At 68.4% G+C, this 19,575-nt stretch carries 7 protein-coding genes, 1 tRNA gene and 2 pseudogenes; 8 read left to right on the top strand and 2 right to left on the bottom strand.

What is annotated here, in order from left to right; translation table 11 throughout:
- Positions 1-27: 27 nt before the first annotated feature.
- Positions 28-1,279, bottom strand: a pseudogene (locus tag M2437_RS24750) (sarcosine oxidase subunit beta family protein).
- Positions 1,280-1,479: 200 nt separating this feature from the next.
- Here M2437_RS24750 and M2437_RS24745 point away from each other — a divergent pair.
- From M2437_RS24745 to M2437_RS24715, 7 genes are all read left to right on the top strand, one after another.
- Entirely contained in the window at positions 1,480-2,478 is a 999-nt protein-coding gene (locus tag M2437_RS24745) for a GlxA family transcriptional regulator (protein ID WP_253388966.1), read from the top strand.
- 173 nt (positions 2,479-2,651) lie between these two features.
- Positions 2,652-3,587, top strand: coding sequence for a class II glutamine amidotransferase (locus M2437_RS24740; RefSeq protein ID WP_253388965.1), 936 nt, complete (start codon positions 2,652-2,654; stop codon positions 3,585-3,587).
- Positions 3,587-4,276 carry a GltB/FmdC/FwdC-like GXGXG domain-containing protein gene (locus M2437_RS24735; RefSeq protein ID WP_015822231.1) on the top strand — a complete coding sequence of 230 codons (690 nt, stop codon included), beginning with the start codon at positions 3,587-3,589 and terminating at the stop codon, positions 4,274-4,276. Before M2437_RS24740 ends, M2437_RS24735 begins: the two co-directional genes overlap by 1 nt.
- Entirely contained in the window at positions 4,276-5,619 is a 1,344-nt protein-coding gene (locus tag M2437_RS24730) for an FMN-binding glutamate synthase family protein (RefSeq protein WP_012253240.1), read from the top strand. The genes M2437_RS24735 and M2437_RS24730 overlap by 1 nt, the downstream gene beginning before the upstream one ends.
- An 89-nt stretch (positions 5,620-5,708) precedes the next feature.
- Positions 5,709-7,007 (top strand): type III glutamate--ammonia ligase, encoded by a 1,299-nt coding sequence (glnT, locus tag M2437_RS24725; RefSeq protein ID WP_253388964.1) that lies wholly within the window; start codon positions 5,709-5,711, stop codon positions 7,005-7,007.
- 188 nt (positions 7,008-7,195) lie between these two features.
- Positions 7,196-7,705 carry a hypothetical protein gene (locus M2437_RS24720; protein ID WP_253388963.1) on the top strand — a complete coding sequence of 170 codons (510 nt, stop codon included), beginning with the start codon at positions 7,196-7,198 and terminating at the stop codon, positions 7,703-7,705.
- Between the two features lie 110 nt (positions 7,706-7,815).
- Positions 7,816-7,890, top strand: a tRNA-Gly gene (locus tag M2437_RS24715).
- Between the two features lie 243 nt (positions 7,891-8,133).
- Here the strand turns inward: M2437_RS24715 and M2437_RS24710 are convergent.
- Positions 8,134-8,334: pseudogene (locus tag M2437_RS24710) on the bottom strand (IS630 family transposase); the annotation flags it as partial.
- A 481-nt stretch (positions 8,335-8,815) separates the two neighbouring features.
- Between M2437_RS24710 and M2437_RS24705 the strand changes: the two are divergent.
- Complete coding sequence (locus M2437_RS24705; protein ID WP_253388962.1) at positions 8,816-19,567, top strand: peroxidase family protein; 10,752 nt, start codon at positions 8,816-8,818, stop codon at positions 19,565-19,567.
- The last annotated feature ends 8 nt before the right edge of the window (positions 19,568-19,575 follow it).

Here is a 19,575-nt window from a genome sequence, read left to right as displayed (position 1 = left end):
GCCTCGGCCGACGCCGCCAAGGAAGTCTCAATGCAGGTTGGGCTGGGCGCCCATGCCCTTCTCGTCGATGAGATGACCGGTGGCGAAGCGGTCGAGGCGGTAGGCGCGCGCATCCGCGTGCGGTTCGTCGCGGGCGATCAGGTGGGCGAAGCAGAAGCCCGCGGCGGGCGTCGCCTTGAAGCCGCCGTAGCACCAGCCGGCGTTGAGATAGAGGCCGCCGATATCCGTGCGGTCGATGATGGGCGAGCCGTCCATCGACATGTCCATGATGCCGCCCCAGTGGCGCAGCAGCCGCAGGCGGCCGAGGCCCGGCCACAGCGCCATGCCGCCCTCCATCACGTCCTCGATGGTGTGGAGGTTGCCGCGGCTCGCATAGGAATTGTAGCCGTCGATATCGCCGCCGAAGACGAGGCCGCCCTTGTCCGACTGGCTGACGTAGAAGTGGCCGGCGCCGAAGGTCATCACGCCGTCGATCAGGGGCTTCACGCCCTCGCTGACGAAGGCCTGGAGCACGTGGCTCTCGATCGGCAGGCGCATGTCGACCATGCCGGCGAGCAGCGACGACGAGCCGGCCACCGACAGCGCGACCTTCTTGGCACGGATGAAGCCACGGCTGGTCTCGACGCCGGTGACGCGGCCGTTCTCGCGGCGGATGCCGGTGACGGCGCAGCTCTGGACGATGTCGACGCCGCGGTCGCTGGCGGCGCGGGCATAGCCCCAGGCCACCGCGTCGTGGCGCACGGTGCCGCCGCGGCGCTGGAGCAGGCCGCCCTTCACGGGGAAGCGCGCGTTGTCGAAATCGATGAACGGGACCAGCCGGCGCACGCCCTCGCGGTCGAGCAGCTCCGCATCGATCCCGGCGAGCCGCATGGCGTTGCCGCGGCGGGCATAGGCGTCGCGCTGTGCGTCCGAATGGTACAGGTTCAGCACGCCGCGCTGGCTGACCATGGCGTTGTAGTTGATGTCCTGTTCCAGCCCTTCCCAAGAGCTTCATCGAGCGCTCGTAGAACGGGATGTTGCCGGGCAGGCCGTAGTTCGAGCGCACGATGGTGGTGTTGCGGCCCACATTGCCGGAGCCGATGTGGCTCTTCTCCAGCACGGCGACGTTGGTGAGGCCGTGCTCCTTGGCGAGGTAGTAGGCGGTGGCGAGCCCGTGCCCGCCGCCGCCGACGATCACCACGTCGTAGGCCTCCTGCGGGGCGGCGTCGCGCCATTGCGGGGTCCAATCCCGCTGGCCGCGCAGGGCCTGCCCCAGGACGCTGAACAGGGAGTAGCGCATGGGGTCAGCCGCTCTTGCCCGAAATGTCTGTGTGGTCCCAGACGTAGCCGCGATCGTCCGCGGCAGACTTGCATTTCGCGACACGTTTCCAGCAAATCGCGCAGAAATGCGCTGCCCGTCCTTCGCCTGATCCGAGCGCAGGCCGTATCGCCGAACCCGCATGACGGCCGCATGGGACATCACGGAGGGATCGATCGGACATGTCGGACGATACTCCCGAACCGGGCCACCACGCCCGACCCCGGCGAAAGCCCGCGCGGGCCCAAGTTCCCGCGCCGCGAACGGTCGGCTTCGTGCTGGTGCCGGACTTTCCGCTGATGGCCTACACCGCGGCGGTCGAGCCCCTGCGCGCCGCCAACACCCTGTCGGGCTGCGAACTCTATCGCTGGTGGCACGCCGCGCCGGGCGGCGGCGTGGTGCAGGCCTCGAACGGGCTCGGCATCCTCACCGACGTCGCCGTCGGCGCGCGTGCCAGCGCCGACCGCGTCTTCGTCTGCGCCGGCGGAAACCCGGCCGAGTTCGACGATCCCTCCCTGTTCGCGTGGCTGCGCGGGCTCGCCCGCCACGGGGCGACGCTCGGCGGCATTTCCGGGGGGGCGTATCTTCTCGCCCGCGCCGGTCTGCTCACCGGACGCCGTTGCACGCTGCACTGGGAGCACGTCCCGGCCTTCGAGGAGCGTTACCCCGAGATCGAGGTGGTCCGCTCGCTGTTCGAGATCCAGGGCGACCGCATCACCTGCTCCGGCGGCATCGCCGCCCTCGACCTGATGCTCGACCTGATCGGCCGCGACCACGGCGCCGGCCTCGCCGCGGGCGTCAGCGACTGGTTCCTGCACAACCAGATCCGCGAGGGTCTGAGCCCGCAGCGGATGGATCTGCGCCAGCGCTTCGGCGTGCGCGACCCGCGCCTCCTGCGGGTGCTCGCGGCAATGGAGGCGAACCTCGAAGCGCCGCTCCCACGCGAGGCCCTGGCCGATCTCGCCCGCGTCTCGGTGCGGCAGTTGGAGCGGCTGTTTCGCGAGGGGCTCGGGCGCGGCCTCCACCGGCATTACCTGCACCTGCGCCTCGACCGGGCACACCAGCTCGGCCGCGAGAGCGCCCTGAGCCGCGCCGAGATTGCCACGGCGACGGGTTTTGCGAGCGCGGACGAGTTGTCCCGGGCCGAGCGGCGGCGGCACCGGCAAGAGGCTGAGCGTTGAGGCGTCGCCGCGAGCATCATCGAAGCGATGACGGAGCCGGTGTGCCGTCGCGGCCGGCCCTCCGGATATCAGCGAGATGTTTCATGAGAGGAAATTTTCGTGCTTGTTAGTTGACGCATCCGTCGGAGCGTGCGATCCCTCGCGACAGTGATCGAACGGACGAGGCAGCGCCGATGTGCGGTATTGTCGGACTATTCCTCAAGAATCCGAAGCTTGAACCGCAGCTCGGCGCCATGCTCTCCAAGATGCTGGAGACGATGACCGATCGCGGCCCCGACAGCGCGGGCTTCGCAGTCTACGGCTCGGACGGCGCCTCGAATGCCGGCAGCGTCAAGCTGACCCTGCGCGGCCCCGGCCCGGAGGCGCTGCGCGGCGCGGTCGCGAAGATGGAAGCGGCGCTGGCCCTCTCGGCGCAGGCGACCGAGCGCGACACCCACACCGTCCTCGCTGTGCCCGCCGAGCGTGAGGCCGAGATTCGCGCTTGGCTCAAGGACAACACCCCCGGCATCGACGTGGTGAGCGCGGGCCGGCGCATGGAGATCTACAAGGAGGTCGGGCTGCCGGCTTCCGTGGCCGAGCGCTTCGCCCTGGAGGGCATGTCCGGCACCCACGGCATCGGCCATACCCGCATGGCCACCGAGAGCGCGGTGACGACCAACGGCGCCCACCCGTTCTCGACCGGCACCGACGAGTGCCTCGTCCATAACGGCTCGCTGTCGAACCACAACGACCTGCGCCGCCGGCTCCGGCACGAGGGCCTGAGCTTCGCCACCCAGAACGACACCGAGGTGGCCGCCGGCTACCTCAGCTGGCGCATGCGCGAGGGTGCATCGCTGAAGCAGGCGCTCGAATCGAGCCTGACCGATCTCGACGGCTTCTTCACTTTCGTGGTCGGCACCGAGACGGGCTTTGCGGTCGTGCGCGACCCCATCGCCTGCAAGCCCGCCGTGATGGCCGAGACCGACGACTACGTCGCCTTCGGCTCCGAGTACCGGGCGCTGGTCGGCCTGCCCGGCATCGACACCGCTCGGGTGTTCGAGCCCGAGCCGGCCAAGGTCTACGCGTGGGAGCGCACGAGCGCCGAGCACGCTTCCGGGGAGCGCCAGTGATGCCGAGCTTCGACCTGCGATCCGCGCCCCTGCGCGAACTGAACCGGGCCCTGCACGCCCTGCGGCCCGACACCAACGAGACCCACTGGACCGTCACCGGTCCGGACGGGCGCCACGCCATCGCTGCCGGTCTCGACGCGCCGGTCTCCGTCGAGATCGAGGGCAATGTCGGCTATTACTGCGCCGGCATGAACAAGCTCGCCACCGTTCTCGTCAACGGCAATGCGGGCGTCGGCGTGGCCGAGAACATGATCTCCGGCCTCGTCCACGTGCGCGGCGATGCCAGCCAGTCGGCCGGCGCCACGGCCCATGGCGGCATGCTCATCATCGACGGCAATGCGGGCGCCCGCTGCGGCATCTCGATGAAGGGCGTCGACATCGTCGTGAAGGGCTCGATCGGCCACATGTCGGCCTTCATGGCCCAGGCCGGCACCCTCACCGTCCTTGGGGATGCCGGTGAGGCGCTCGGCGACTCGCTCTACGAGGCCAAGCTCTACGTGCGCGGCTCGGTGAAAAGCCTCGGCGCCGACTGCGTCGAGAAAGAGATGCGCGACGAGCACCTGCGCGAACTCGCCGACAAGCTCGCCGCCGCCGGCCTCGCCGGGGAGGTGAGCCCGAGCGAATTCCGCCGCTACGGCTCGGCCCGCACCCTCTACCATTTCCACGTCGACAACGCCGGAGCCTACTGATGGCCGACCGCAAGGATTCCCGCGAGACGCCGCGCACGAAACCGCGCCTGTCGGCGACCTTCACCCCGGACGTGATGTCCGAGATCCGCCGCGCGGCGGCGACCGGCATCTATGACATCCGCGGCGCCGGCGCGAAGCGCGCGCTGCCGCATTTCGACGACCTGCTGTTCCTCGGCGCCTCGATCAGCCGCTACCCGCTGGAAGGCTATCGCGAGCGCTGCGGCACCGAAGTGGTGCTGGGTTCGCGCTTCGCCTCGAAGCCGATCCACCTCAAGACGCCGGTCACCATCGCCGGCATGAGCTTCGGCTCGCTCTCGGCCAACGCCAAGGAGGCGCTCGGGCGGGGTGCCACCATCGCCGGCACCTCCACCACCACGGGCGACGGCGGCATGACGCCGGAGGAGCGCGGCCACTCCAAGACCCTGGTCTACCAGTACCTGCCCTCGCGCTACGGCATGAACCCGGACGACCTGCGCAAGGCCGACGCCATCGAGGTCGTCATCGGCCAGGGCGCCAAGCCCGGCGGCGGCGGCATGCTGCTCGGTCAGAAGATCACCGAGCGCGTCGCCGGCATGCGCTGCCTGCCCCCCGGCGTCGATCAGCGCTCCGCCTGCCGCCACCCGGACTGGACCGGGCCGGACGACCTCGCGATCAAGATCGAGGAATTGCGCGAGATCACCGACTGGGAGAAGCCGATCTACGTCAAGGTCGGCGCGAGCCGCCCCTATTACGACACCGCGCTCGCCGCGAAGTCCGGCGCCGACGTGGTGGTGCTCGACGGCATGCAGGGCGGCACCGCCGCGACGCAGGACGTGTTCATCGAGCATGTCGGTATCCCGACGCTGGCCGCAATCCGCCCCGCCGTGCAGGCGCTTCAGGATCTGGGCCTGCACCGCAAGGTGCAACTCGTGGTGTCGGGCGGCATCCGCTCGGGTGCCGACGTGGCCAAGGTGCTGGCGCTCGGCGCCGATGCGGTGGCCATCGGCACCGCCGCGCTGATCGCGCTCGGCGACAACGATCCCCGCTGGCAGGCGGAGTACGAGGCGCTCGGCACCACGGCCGGCGCCTACGACGACTGGCACGAGGGGCGCGACCCGGCCGGCATCACCACGCAGGACCCGGAACTCGCCAAGCGCCTCGATCCGGAACTCGCAGGGAGACGGCTCGCCAACTACCTCGCGGTGATGACCCTGGAGGCTCAGACCATCGCGCGGGCCTGCGGCAAGAGCCACCTGCACAACCTCGAACCCGAGGATCTCGTGGCGCTCACCATCGAGGCCGCGGCGATGGCCCAGGTGCCGCTCGCCGGCACGGGCTGGATCCCCGGCAAGACCGGCATCTGACCTGCAAGGGCCGCTCCTGACGCTTCGAGGGCGGCCCTTTTTCTTTTGTGGCGATGGGGCCGCACCACCAAGCCGGAAGGATCCTTGCAATGGCGCATGATCTTGAGACCGCCGCCCGGGAGCGCGGCATCAAGTATTTCCTCGTGTCCTACACCGATCTGTTCGGCACCCAGCGCGCCAAGCTGGTGCCGGCCGCCGCCATCGGCAGCACCTGCCGCAACGGCGCGGGCTTTGCCGGCTTCGCCACCTGGCTCGACATGAGCCCCGCCGACGCCGACCTTCTGGCCATGCCCGACGCGGACGGGCTGATTCAGCTTCCCTGGAAGCCGGAGGTCGGCTGGCTGCCCGCCGACCTCGTGATGAACGGCAAGGCGGTGGAGCAGGGCCCGCGCAACATCCTCAAGCGCCTGATCAAGGAAGCGGCCGAGGAAGGGCTGCAGATGAAGAGCGGCGTCGAGTGCGAGTTCTTCCTGATCACGCCCTGCGGCTCGGAGCCCGCCGACACCGCCGACAAGCAGACCAAGCCCTGCTACGACCAATCCGCCCTGATGCGCCGCTACGAGGTGATCACCGAGATCTGCGACGCGATGCTCAGCCTCGGCTGGAAGCCCTACCAGAACGACCACGAGGACGCGAACGGCCAGTTCGAGATGAACTGGGACTACGACGACGCGCTGATCACCGCCGACCGGCACGCCTTCTTCAAGTACATGACCCGCTCGATCGCCGAGAAGCACGGCTTCCGCGCGACCTTCATGCCCAAGCCCTTCATGGATCTCACGGGCTCGGGCTGCCACGCCCACGTCTCGCTCTGGCGCGACGGCCAGAACGTGTTCGCCGACCGCTCGGACGAGATCGGCCTGTCGCAGCTGGGCTATCACTTCATCGGCGGCCTGATTCACTCGGCGGATGCGCTGGCCGCGCTGACCAATCCGTGCGTGAACTCCTACAAGCGTATCAATGCGCCGCGCACCACCTCCGGTGCGACCTGGGCGCCCAACACCGTGACCTACACGGGCAACAACCGCACCCACATGATCCGCATTCCGGACGGCGGGCGCTTCGAGTTTCGCCTCGCGGATGGGGCGGCCAACCCCTACCTGCTCCAGGCGGGCCTCCTCGCCGCCGGCCTCGACGGCATCCGGCAGCGGCGCGATCCGGGCCAGCGCCTCGACATCAACATGTACACCGACGGGCACACGGTGGAGGGCGTCAAGCGCCTGCCGCTCAACCTGCTCGATGCGCTCCGCGCCCTCGAAGCGAGCCCCGTCCTCAACGAGGCGCTCGGCGCCTTCGTGCCGAGCTACCTCAAGCTCAAGCGCCAGGAGTGGGACGATTACTGCCGCCACCTCACCCAGTGGGAGCGCGACACCACGCTCGACTGCTGAGCGATCCTGCGGCATCCGGTCGATCCCTTCGGCCAGATGCCGGTATCGTGCGTCGCCGATCCTCCGCGAGGAGCCGAACGCGCTGAGGACAGGGCGGCCTGAGGTCGGTTGCTCGATCCGGCCCCGTCGGCCTATCGATCGCCCAGCCGCCGTCGCTCCGACGGAGCAACAGGGAGACCCGATGGCCAATGACGTGGCTCGGACGCCTCCTTCTGGCCGCCTTCGCCCTGATCGTGGCCATCCCGGCCGGCGCCCTGACATTCGGCGCCGGGGTGCTTCTCGACCCAAGCTTCCGTGAAGCGTTGGGCGAAATCGGCCTCGTCGGCCTTTTCGCCGGCCTGTCGGATCTCGCCCAAGGTGTTCCGCCGGACATGGCGGTGATGGCCGTAATCCTCTTCGCCCAGGCGCTCAGCCTCCTGCTGATCCTGCCGCCGACGCTGGCCGCGCTCGTCGGCGAGACGCTCGGGCTGCGCTCCCCGTTCTGGTACGGCGGTGCGGCGGCCGGCTTCACAGCGCTTCTGCCCTGGCTCGCCCGCGGCGGCCCGCCGCCGGCCGCCGGGTCGGTGGCGTCGGCCGCGGAAGCGCGGCTGGCCGCAATCCTCCTCGTGACGGGCGCCGTCTCGGGTCTGGTCTACTGGCTGATCGCCGGACGCAGCGTCGGCAACCGGACACAGCGGCGCGGCGCCGACGCATTTTAGGGGTGGACAGGCGTCCGCCATCGCTTATGAAAATGGAGTGCTTCCGAAGCCTCGCGCTCGGAATCACCCTCCGGCTCAAGAGCGCCTCACCGCTCCGCGAGCGGCCGGATGCGGGCGTAGTTCAGTGGTAGAACGTCAGCTTCCCAAGCTGAATGTCGTCGGTTCGATCCCGATCGCCCGCTCCACCAAATTCATTAGCTTCGACAAGGTATTGCGACTTTTCGGGCCCGACGAATCGAGGCTCTTGGCGAACGTCGGGTACATAATGGTGCACAGGCTGAGTGGGCTTGAGGCCGCCAGAAGTCCGGATCTGCGACGCCCCCCGCGAAAGGCCCGTTCCTTCGCGCAAACGAGGCGGCCGGTTACGCTCCCAAGCCATCATGCGGGACGCTGCGCGGCCTTGAGACGTCACCGAGAGCCGTTCCCGCTCACGTAGCGATAGCCAAGTCGGTATTGTAACCGGCTGCGGCGAGGCCGTTGCGGCATTCGTCGGCCGTGACGCGAGCGAAGGCTTGCGGGATGGTGTGCCCCAGGTCTGGGACCGTGCGGGCCGCCGCGGTCCGGAGCAGGCCCTTCAACTTGGCGAAGACCTGCTCGATCGGATTGAAGTCCGGGTTGTAGGGCTCTAGCCCGCCGTCTTCGGCCTGTAGCAAGGCGGTGCGCTCCTGCAACCGGAGTCCTTCGTGCACGATGTTCTAAAGTCGCTCAAGCGGCCATTCCGGAGCGCTCCGATAGTATTACCCGAGCCAGGCAAGTCCACGGCGCAATCTTCGCTATCAGTAATTTTGCTTTAATTGATTAATATGTGTTATAAAAGGAATATAAAAGTTTTATGCAACAAAATAAACGCAGTAACGCCAAAGCATAAGGGATTTATAACTCGGATGTTTCACAGCAAATAGAATAAATCGCGATCTGCGCCGCCTGAATATGCAAGGAAAATCCCCGCGTGAGGGTTTTTCCTTTTCTTTAAGTATTTTTTAACTCCAGCCAATTTGCGCGGCTGATGGAATGCTGTGGCCAGTTTGGAGACCTCCCCGGGAACAAGGGGCGCTCCGTCCATCACCAGGCCGGCTGATGCTCGCCTGTGTCCGTATTTGGGAGGTGGCCATGGCCGTTAAGCTCAATCTTCAAGATCTGACCTTCATCCTGAAGCAGATCAAGATCGCCGAAGCGCATGCGAGCGGCATCAAGCTCACGGAACTGCGCCTCGATGCCGCCGGCACGCTTCTCACGGATCGCGGGCTCTACGACGCCACCGGCAACTGGCTCGGCGATACCGCGGCGCCGAAGGCGATTGCGGATCCCCACGTGCCCTACGGGCTGCGCACGGTCGACGGCACCTACAACAACCTCGTGCCCGGCCGCGAGACCTGGGGCTCGTCCGGCCAGCCGATGCCGCAACTCTTCGAGCCGACCTACCTCAACGACGCGGACGGGGACACGATGGCGCTCGGACCGGGCGCTCCGGTCATCACGAACACCAATTACGGGCTGCCCGGTTCGGTCGCCGATGCCGACCCGCGGATCATCTCGAACCTCGTGGTCGATGCCACGCTCGACAACCCGGCCGCCATCGCCGCGGCGCTCCGGATCGCCGGTTCGGAGAACGTCATCGCCGATCAGCGCGCCATCACGGCAGCGCACGAGGCCCTGAAGGCCGCCCAGGCCGCGAACCCGGCCGGCGATCACGCGGTCCTGCAATCGAACCTCGATGCGCTGCTGGAGCAGACCGGCGTCACCGTCACCAACGGCTCCATCGATGTTCTCAACGTCTCGCCCGACGAGGGGCTGTCGAAGCCGTTCAATGCCTGGATGACCTTCTTCGGCCAGTTCTTCGACCACGGCCTCGATCTGATCTCCAAAGGCGGGAACGGCACCGTCTACGTCCCGCTCGCCGCCGACGACCCGCTCGTGCTCGGACAGGACGGCCTCGCCGGCACCGCCGACGACCTCGCGCCGCATCTGCGCTTCATGACGCTGACGCGCGCCGCGCAGGTCGAGGGTTCGCAGCGCAATGTCACGACCCCCTTCGTCGACCAGAACCAGACCTACACCTCGAACGCGTCCCACCAAGTGTTCCTGCGCGAATACGCACTCGTGGATGGGCGGCCCATCGCGACCGGGCGCCTGCTCGGCGGCGCGGACGGAGGCCTTGCCACCTGGGCGGACGTCAAGTTCCAGGCGCGGACGATCCTCGGCATCGAAGTGACGGACGCCGACGTCTCGGCCGTCCCGCAATTGCTGGTGGATGCCTACGGCGAGTTCGTCCGCAGTGCCAACGGCTTGCCGCAGGTGATGGTCGGGGTGGGGCCTGGGGGGCTGGCCGTCTATGCCAGCGGCAGCCTTGCCGAGCCGCTGAAGCTCTCGGCGATCCAGCTTCCCGTCGGCACCGTTCTGGTGGGTCCCAACGGTACGCAGAACGTCATTGAGGCCGGTGAGACGGTCGCAGCGGCCCGCACCTTCAACGCGTTCCTCGACGACATCGCCCACAACGCGGTGCCGGTCGCCGTGAACGGCGTGCTCCGGCCCGATGCCGACGCGCTCACGGGCAATGCGGTTCAGATGAACCCGCAGACCGGCCGCAATCTCGAATACGACAACGAGCTTCTCGACCGGCACTTCGTCACCGGCGACGGGCGCGGCAACGAGAATATCGGCCTCACCGCGGTCCACCACATCTTCCATTCCGAGCACAACCGGCAGATCGACGCCCATAAGCTCACGATCCTGCAGTCGGGCGATCTCGCCTTCATCAACGATTGGCTGGCGACCGACATCGCGGCCCTGCCGGGCAACTTCGCGCAGATGACGGCGCTGGGTCAGCTCGCCTACGCCAATACGCTGTCCTGGGACGGTGAGCGGCTGTTCCAGGCGGCGCGCTTCGCCACCGAGATGCAGTACCAGCACCTCGTCTTCGAGGAATTCGCCCGCAAGATCCAACCGCTGGTCGATCCTTTCGTGTTCAATCCGGTGACCGAGATCGACCCGTCGATCTTCGCCGAGTTCGCCAATACGGTCTACCGCTTCGGCCACTCGATGCTGACCGAGAACATGCCGCGGCTCGGGCCGGACGGGCAGGCGCTCGATGCCGACCTCGGCCTGATCGACGCCTTCCTCAATCCGTTGGCGTTCGACAACGACGGCGGCCTGTCCCACGACGAGAGCGCGGCCGCGATCATGCGCGGCATGACCATCGAACGCGGCAGCGAAATCGACGAGTTCGTCGTCGGCGCCCTGCGCAACAACCTGCTCGGCCTGCCGCTCGATCTCGCCGCCATCAACATCGCCCGCGGCCGGGATACGGGCACGCCGACGCTCAACGAGGCGCGGGCCCAACTCTACGCCGCGACAGGCTCGACCTTCCTCACCCCCTACACGAGCTGGGTGGAGATGGCGGCCAACCTGAAGAACCCGCTCTCGGTGGTGAACTTCATCGCCGCCTACGGGACCCACGGCACCGTTGTCGCCGCGACGACGCTCGCGGCCAAGCGCGACGCGGCCATGGCCCTGGTCTTCGGCGGCGAGGGCGCGCCGACAGACCGCCTCGACTACCTCAATTCGCGCGGGAGCTGGGCCGGGCGGGAAACGGGCTTCGGTGCGGTCGATCTCTGGATCGGCGGCCTGGCCGAGAAGCAGATGCCGTTCGGCGGCATGCTGGGCTCGACCTTCAACGCCATCTTCGAAGCCCAGATGGAGAACCTGCAGGATGCCGACAGGTTCTACTATCTCAGCCGCGTCCAGGGGCAGAACTTCCTCAACGAGTTGGAGCAGAACTCCTTCTCGAAGATCATGCTCGCCAATTCGAGCCTGTCGCTGCCGGGGCCTGACGGCATCCGCGGCACGGCGGACGACATCGTGCCCCGCCATATCGGCGTCGATGCCTTCGCCGATTACGACTTCGAGCTGGAGGTGAACGCCGCCAACCAGCTCGACCAGAACGGCGCCGCCCCCGGCCGCGACCCGACCGGAAACGACCCCGTGCTGGAGGCGATGGGCCTCGGCAAGGTCGTGCGCGACGATCCCGGCACCGCGGCCGACGAGGGCGCGAGCGGCTTCCACGCCTCGGTCAACGCTCTGGTCCGGCGCTACGGTGCGGACGGGAGCCCCACAGGCGCGCTCGTGGACGGCAGCGAGGATGGGGTCGGCGGCGCCGGCAGCCCCGTCACCTGGGCCGATCTCAAGGCGAATGCAGCCAAGCTCGGCATCGCGCTGACCCAGGCGGACATGCTGGACGCACCGGTGCTCCGGATCGGTGCCGATGGGCGCCTCGGCTTCGCTCCCGGCTCGTCCGTCCCCGAGGCGGTGGCGCTCGCCAACGGCAGCTTCGAGGGCTTGGCGCTGGTCGCCGGCCAGGAGGGCGTGATCCTCGACGGCAACGGCAACTACACCACGACGAACCCGGCCGGCTGGACCATCGCCGGGGGCGTCGGCGGCCTCTTCGCGCCGGCCGACGCGGTCGTCGACCCCGCCGGCCGCGACGGCGCCAACGTCGTGTGGCTGCGCGGCGGCGCCACGCTCTCGCAGGAGGGCGGGACGACCCTCCAGGCCGGCGTCGGCTACACCTACAGCTTCAAGGTCGGGGACCGCACCGATTTCACCTGGCCGGGCGCCGAGGCGCGCCTCGTGGCGGTCGGCGGGGCAAACCCGGTGACCCTCGGGACGCTGACCCTGACGGAGCCGGCCGACGGGCAGTGGGGCACCTTCACCCTCGCAACGGGTGTTGTCCCGTCGGCGCTTGCGGGCCTTCAGCTTCGCCTGGAGATCCGCAACACCGGCAGCGGCGATGCGCAGATCCTCGTGGACGACATCGAACTCGTGCGGACGGCGCCGGCCTACCGGTCCGATCTGACCCCAGCGCAGACGCCCAGCTACGACCCGGCCGCCGACCCGTTCCTGCGCGATGGCGCCGGCAACGTCCTGCGCACCGGGCAGTCCATCGCCAGCCCGGCCGCCGACCTCGACGCAACCGTCGTCGATCCGGCCGCGCTCAATCAGCCGTTCGCCACCGGGCACTATCTTCGCTTCACCGGCGGCGAGCATGTGCTGGTGGGTGGCACCGACGGCAACGATACCATCATCACCGATTTCGGCGATGACGGGATCTGGGGCGATGCGGGCGACGACCGGATCGAGGCGGGCGCGGGCGTCGATCTCGTGAACGGCGGGGCGGGCGACGACATCATCACCGATTCCGGCGATACCGGCGACTTCCTCAAGGGCGAGGACGGCAACGACGTCATCGCCAACTCCAACGGCATCGACATCCTGATGGGCGGGCGCGGCAAGGACGCGATCTTCGTCGGCGTCGATGCGACCGAAGTCTTCGCCGGCGAGGGTGACGACTTCGTGCTCGGCGGCGATGACGCCGACTTCCTGATGGGCAACGAGGGCGACGACTGGATCGAGGGCGGCGGCGGCTTCGACACCACGGCGGGCGACAACTCGGAGCTGTTCTTCAACTCGGCCATCAAGGGCCATGACGTCATGTTCGCCGGGGGCGACGAGCATGATTTCGACGGCGAGTCCGGCGACGACATCATGGTCCAGGGCGAGAGCGTGATGCGCAACGAGGGCATGTTCGGCTTCGATTGGGCGATCTACAAGGGCAACCAGATCGCGGCCAATGCCGACATGCGCATCCCGATCTTCACCACCGAAGAAGCCGACATCCTGCGCAACCGCTTCGACAAGACGGAGGGTCTCTCCGGCTGGCGGCTGAACGACACGCTCATCGGCGACGACCGGACCGCGGCCGCCAACGCGGATGCCGAGGCGCCTGCCGGCGCGCCGATCACGGCGGCAAACGAGGGCGTGTTCTTCAACGACGGGCTCGACGCGGCCGGCATCGCTCGGATCGCGGGCCTCGACCAGATCGTGTCGCTTGCTTCCGGGCAGCAGTTCTTCGAGGCCGGCAACATCCTGCTGGGCGGCGCGGGCAGCGATACGCTCCAGGGCAACGGTGGCAACGACATCCTCGACGGCGACCGCTGGCTGAACGTGCGCATCAGCATCCGCAATCCTGCGGATGCTGGCCAGGAGATGGCGACGGCCGACAGCCTGAAGCACGTCTTCGACGACAGCGCCGCCAATCAGGCGCGCGGCTGGGCCGGAAAGTCGCTCTTCGAGCTGATGATCGACCGGGTGATCAGCCCGACCCAGCTCGCAATCGTCCGCGAGGTGGTTACCACCGGAGCGACGGCGGCGGACGTGGACACCGCCGTGTTCAACGACATCCGGGCCAACTACACGATCACCCGCGCGGCGAACGGCACGCTCACGGTCGCTCACACCACGCTGAGCAATCCGGCCGTCGATGACGGCACCGATACGCTGCGCAACATCGAGAGGCTGCGCTTCTCCGACGGCACGGTGGATGCCGCGCTCGTCCTCAACCAGCCCTTCGACAGCCTCACCATTACGCCGCTCGACTTGGACGGCGACGATTCCTCGACGCTCGTCGCGACGCTGGTGAACCGGGTTGACCCGATCACCCGCCCCGTAAGCCTGCAATGGCAGGTGCTCGGCGACAACGGACAGTGGCGCAACGTGACGGGCGCGGACGGCCAGCTCACGAATGGCGGCACGCGCTTCACGCCGACCGGCGCGACGGGCATCGAGATCCGGGTGGTCGCGAACTGGACCAGCACGGTCGCCGGCAGCACCGGCGCGCAGCAGACGGCCTCCGTGCAAACCGCCTTCGTCGGCAATGCGGCGGCCGAGGACATCGCCGGCTCCGCGGCCCCGAACGTCATCCTGGGCCGCGACGGCGACGACGACATCGAGGGTGACGTCGGCAACGATGCCATCTACGCCGGCAGCGGCGACGACCGCGTTGACGGCGGCGAGGGCGACGACTTCCTCCTCGGCAACGACGGCGCCGACACCCTGATCGGCCGGACCGGCAACAACACACTCGACGGCGGCAACGACGACGACCAGCTCTCCGGTGGGCACGGCAACGATACCCTGATCGGCGGCGCCGGCACCGACACCGCCATCTACTCGGGACCGATTGCGGCCTACAGCTTCGAGCGGAACGCGCAGGGCGAGGTCGTCGTCAGCGACAACCTCGGAGCGGAGGGCGACGGCGTCGATACGCTCACCACGATCGAGCAGATCCAGATGGGCAACGACCTCACGCCCTACGCACTGGTCGCCAACGGCACGGCGGCCGTCGACATCGTGGTCGGGACGGCCGGTAACAACACGCTCAACGGCGGCGCGGGCAACGACCTCGTCTTCGCGGGAGCCGGCAACGACAACGTCCTGTGGCGGACCGGCGACGGCCGCGACTTCGTCGATGGCGGCGCCGGCACGGACAGCTTCCGGATCATGAACGGGACCGGTCCCGTCCAGCAGCTCACGCTGGCCCAGGCCCGGGCGCAGTTCGCGAACCTGTCGTTCCGTGACGACACGCAGACCGTGGTCGTGCGCAACGGGATCGTCATCGCCGAGCTCAAGAACGTCGAGCAGGTCGCCGTGAACACCGTCGCGACCGGGGCGCCTGTCGTCACGGACCCGACGCCGACGGAGGGCCAGCCGCTCGGCGCGCTGGTCGCCGCGATCCAGGACGCCGATGGCCTTGGGGCCTTCTCGCTGCGCTGGCAGCAATCGGGCAATAACGGTCAGACCTGGACGGATATCGCAGGCAACGCCGCCGGCACGCTCAACTACACGCCCGGCCAGGCCCAGGTCGGGGACGTGTTGAGGCTGCGGGTGAGCTTCACCGACGGCGCGGGAAATCCGGAAGAGCTGTTCTCGGCACCCACCGGCATCGTCGGTGACAGCTTCACTGGCACGGCGCTCAACAGGACCTTCAACGGGACGGCCGGTGACGACATCGCCAACGGTGCCGACACCGCCCTCTTCGGGATCCAGCCGAACGACACGATGAACGGTGGCGCCGGCAACGACATCCTGAACGGCCGCGGCGGCAATGACACGTTCATTCAAGTCAGCACCGACGGGCGCGACCGCGTCGATGGCGGGGCCGGTACCGATACCTACCAGTTGAACGGCGCCGCGGGGCCTGAGACCTTCCGCATCTACAGCCGGTCGGCTTGGCTTCAGGTCGCGGGCAATACGGAGGCGCAGCTCGCCGCTTCGACCGAGATCGTGATCACCCGCAACGGCACGGGTGCCGCCGCGATCGTCGCCGAACTCGACAACGTCGAGGAGATCCGCGTCAACACGCTCCAAGTGACGTCGCCCGGCGGCCAGAACGGCGGTGCCAATGGCGGCGACACGATCCAGGTGATCGGCAGCTTCACCGGCACCAGCCTCAACTTCAACACCATCACCATCGACGGCTCATCGGGCGACGACACCGTGGACATGGCCGCACTCACCTCGGCCCACCGCATCGTCTTCCGCTCGAACGGGGGGCACGACACCATCGTCGGCACCCTGCGGCCGCAGGACGTGATCGAACTGCCGGCCGGCTCGAACCGGGCGGACTACGTCGCCGCCGCAGGCGCGAACGGCATGACGACCCTCTCCAACGGGTCGCATACCATCACCTTCTCGGCCGCGGGCGGCATGCCGCGGATCACGGTGGATGCAGGCGCCGACGGAGGGCACGGCGAGGGCGTCACCGGCGCCTTCGCCTACACGGCAGCCGACATCGACGGGCTGGAGGCGCTGGTGCGCGGCCAGCGCCCTGACAATGCGGGCGACGACGACGTGCCGACGGGCTACCGCGAGCTCAGCGGCCACGGCAACAACCTCGACCACCCGACCTGGGGCAGCGCCGACCAAGCCTTCATCCGCCTGACCCAGGCCCGCTACGGCGAGGCCGACGCCAACGGCAACAGGGCCATCAACCCGATCTTCGACGGCCTCGACGCGCGCACCATCAGCAACATCCTCGGTACGCAGGAGGCCGGCCTGCCCAAGGCCGGAAACGACGCCAACATCTTCTTCATGGCGATGGGCCAGTACATCGACCACGGGCTCGACTTCCTGCCCAAGGGTGGCAACGGCTCGATCGTGATCGGTGCGCCCGGCGGCGGGGCACCGGGCTCCAACAACCCGGCCGACCTTACCCGCGGCACCGTCATGGCCGTCGATGCGAACGGCGTGCCGCAGCACAAGAACCAGACCTCCCCCTACATCGACCAGAACCAAGCCTACGGCTCCAACGCGCTGGTCGGCCAGTTCCTGAGAGAGAGCGACGGGGCGCAGGGCGTCGGCATGCGGCTCCTGGCGGGGGCACCGGACCCGTCCAACCCCGCCTTCAACCTGCTGCCGACGCTGCGCGAGTTGGTCAACCACCACTGGCAGGCCGACACCATCTTCGCCGGACCGGACGGGCCGATCAGCTTCCGGACCTATTACACGAACTTCGCCCTGTCCGAGGGGGTGACCGGCACCCTGTTCAACACGGAGACCGGCGCCTTCGACCCGCAGGTGCTCACGAAGCTCGTCGGAAACTTCATGGGCTCGGGCCATCCGCTGCTGCTAGACACCAACCCCTTCATCAGCGTCCTCGACCACTTCGTGGCCGGCGACGGGCGGGCCAACGAGAACTTCGCCCTCACCTCGATCCACACGGTCTGGGCGCGCAACCACAACTACCACGTCGAGAAGCTCCTCGAATCCGGCTTCGAGGGCACGCCCGAGCAGGTGTTCCAGGCCGCCAAGATGGTCAACGAGGCGGAGTATCAGCGTGTCGTCTTCGACGAGTACTTGGAGACGCTGATCGGCGGTCTGCGCTCGGACGGCACGCACGGGTTCGAGACCTATGATCCGAGCGTGGATGTCGCGATCAGCCACGAGTTCGCGGCGGCGGTGTTCCGGTTCGGCCACTCCCTGATCGGGCAGACGCTGAACGTGAAGGGCGCCGACGGCGAGACCGTTCCGGTCAGCCTGTTCGACGCCTTCCTCAACCCGAGCAACGATCCCTCGGTGTTCACCGCGCCGCTGCCTCCCGGCTACGTGCCGCAGCCCGGCTACGCCCAGTACGGCGTCGGCGGCATTATCGGCGGCACCATCGAGCAGGCGGCCGAGGACGTCGACTTCAACATCGTCGACGCGGTCCGCAACGACCTCGTGCGCATTCGGGCCGACCTGTTCGCCTTCAACGTGGCCCGCGGCTGGGACGTGGGCCTCGGCACCCTCAACCAGGTCCGGGCCGATCTGGCGGCCTCCACCAATCCCTACATCCGGGACGCGGTGGGCTTCGCCGGCGGCGACCTCTCGCCCTACGCCTCCTGGGAGGACTTCCAGGCGCGCAACAGCCTCAGCGACGCGGTGATCGCGCAGTTCCGGCAAGCCTATCCGGACCTCGTCCTCGCCGCCGCGGACATCGCGGCCTTCCGGGCGATCAACGGCGACATCGCCATCGCCATGCAGGCCGACGGGACCGGTGTCGTGAAGGGGATCGACCGGCTCGATCTCTGGGTCGGCGGGCTTGCCGAGAAGCACATCAACAACGGCGTCGTCGGCCAGACCTTCTGGGTCGTGCTGCACGAGCAGTTCGACCGGCTGCAGGACGGCGACCGCTTCTATTACCTCGAGCGCTTCGACAACTTCGACTTCTACGAGAACGTCGTCGACGGCCAGGGCTTCTCGGACATCGTCGCCCGGAACACCGGCCTGACGGTCCTGCCGGAACACATCTTCGAGCTGTCCGATGAGGACGGACCGGGGACGGAGCCCGGTGATGACGATGACGACGGCGACACCGATCCCGTGGGTGGCGATCCCGACGAGGACGAGGACGGCCCGACCGATCCGGTCGGCGGTGGCGGCGATGCCGGTGAGGACGAGGACGAGGACGAGGACGACGGCGTGACCGACCCTGTCGGCGGCGGGGACGATCCCGGCGACGACGAGGACGACGGGCAAGGAGACGGAGATGGGACGACCGACCCGGTCGGCGGGGGTGACGGCGGCGAGGACGGCGAGGACGGGCCCGGGACCGGTCCCGGCACCAATCCGCCCGTCAACCACGTGCCCGGCGTGATCGCCGGCGGCGCGAACGGAGACGTCCTCAACGGCACGGCGGGGGCGGATACCATCCTCGGCCTGGACGGCGACGACAACATCCTCGCCGGCGGCGGTGCCGACGTGGTCCGGGCCGGCGCGGGCAACGACTTCGTCGATGCCGGCGAGGGCAGGGACGTGGTGTTCGCCGGGGACGGCGACGACGATGTCCTCAGCGGCGGCGGCGCCGACATGGTGTACGGCGACGGCGGCAACGACCGCATCCTCGCCGGAGCCGGCAACGACCTCGTGACCGCCGGCGCCGGCCGGGACACGGTCACCGGCGGCGAGGGCGACGACCTGTTCGTGGCCGAGACCGGTGACGGCGACGACACCTACTGGGGCGACGAGATGGGGGGCGGGCTGGGAAGCGACACGCTCGACATGTCGGCCATCACCGCCAACATCGCGGTCAACCTCGGGACGGGTCTGGCTGGGCGCGGCAGTGCGACCAGCACCCAGTCGGGTCGCGACGTGCTCTGGGGCGTCGAGAACGTCGTCACGGGGTCCGGCAACGACGACATCACGGCGAGCGACGCCGCGAACGTGATGGATGGCGGCGAGGGCAGCGACACCTACCGCTTCGGCTCGGCCGCCGCGGCGAACGGCGACACCATCGAGGGCTTCCGGCCGGGCGACAAGATCGACCTCAGCGCGATCGACGCCGATGCCGGGCAGGCCGGGAACCAAGCCTTCACCCTCGCGACCGGCGCGGCCTTCACGGGGGTCGGACAGCTCCTGGTGACGCAGGAGATGCGCGACGACGGGGATTACGTCGTCGTCCAGGGGAACACGGCCGGCGACGCCTCCCCGGAATTCAAGCTCGCCATCAAGGGCAATACGGCGCCCACGGCCGCCGACTTCACGCTCTGATCCTGGTC

It is taken from the genome of Methylorubrum pseudosasae (genome assembly GCF_029504475.1).
Lineage (GTDB): Bacteria > Pseudomonadota > Alphaproteobacteria > Rhizobiales > Beijerinckiaceae > Methylobacterium > Methylobacterium extorquens.
Note: the sequence above shows the minus strand (reverse complement) of the source record. Positions and strands in the feature narration are given on the sequence as shown.

Bases quoted from the DNA above. Each gene is read 5' to 3' on its own strand.
- M2437_RS24745 (WP_253388966.1), top strand. From the start codon at position 1,480: ATGTCGGACGATACTCCCGAACCGGGCCACCACGCCCGACCCCGGCGA.
- M2437_RS24705 (WP_253388962.1), top strand. From the start codon at position 8,816: ATGGCCGTTAAGCTCAATCTTCAAGATCTGACCTTCATCCTGAAGCAG.
- M2437_RS24740 (WP_253388965.1), top strand. From the start codon at position 2,652: ATGTGCGGTATTGTCGGACTATTCCTCAAGAATCCGAAGCTTGAACCG.
- M2437_RS24735 (WP_015822231.1), top strand. From the start codon at position 3,587: ATGCCGAGCTTCGACCTGCGATCCGCGCCCCTGCGCGAACTGAACCGG.
- M2437_RS24730 (WP_012253240.1), top strand. From the start codon at position 4,276: ATGGCCGACCGCAAGGATTCCCGCGAGACGCCGCGCACGAAACCGCGC.
- glnT (WP_253388964.1), top strand. From the start codon at position 5,709: ATGGCGCATGATCTTGAGACCGCCGCCCGGGAGCGCGGCATCAAGTAT.
- M2437_RS24720 (WP_253388963.1), top strand. From the start codon at position 7,196: ATGACGTGGCTCGGACGCCTCCTTCTGGCCGCCTTCGCCCTGATCGTG.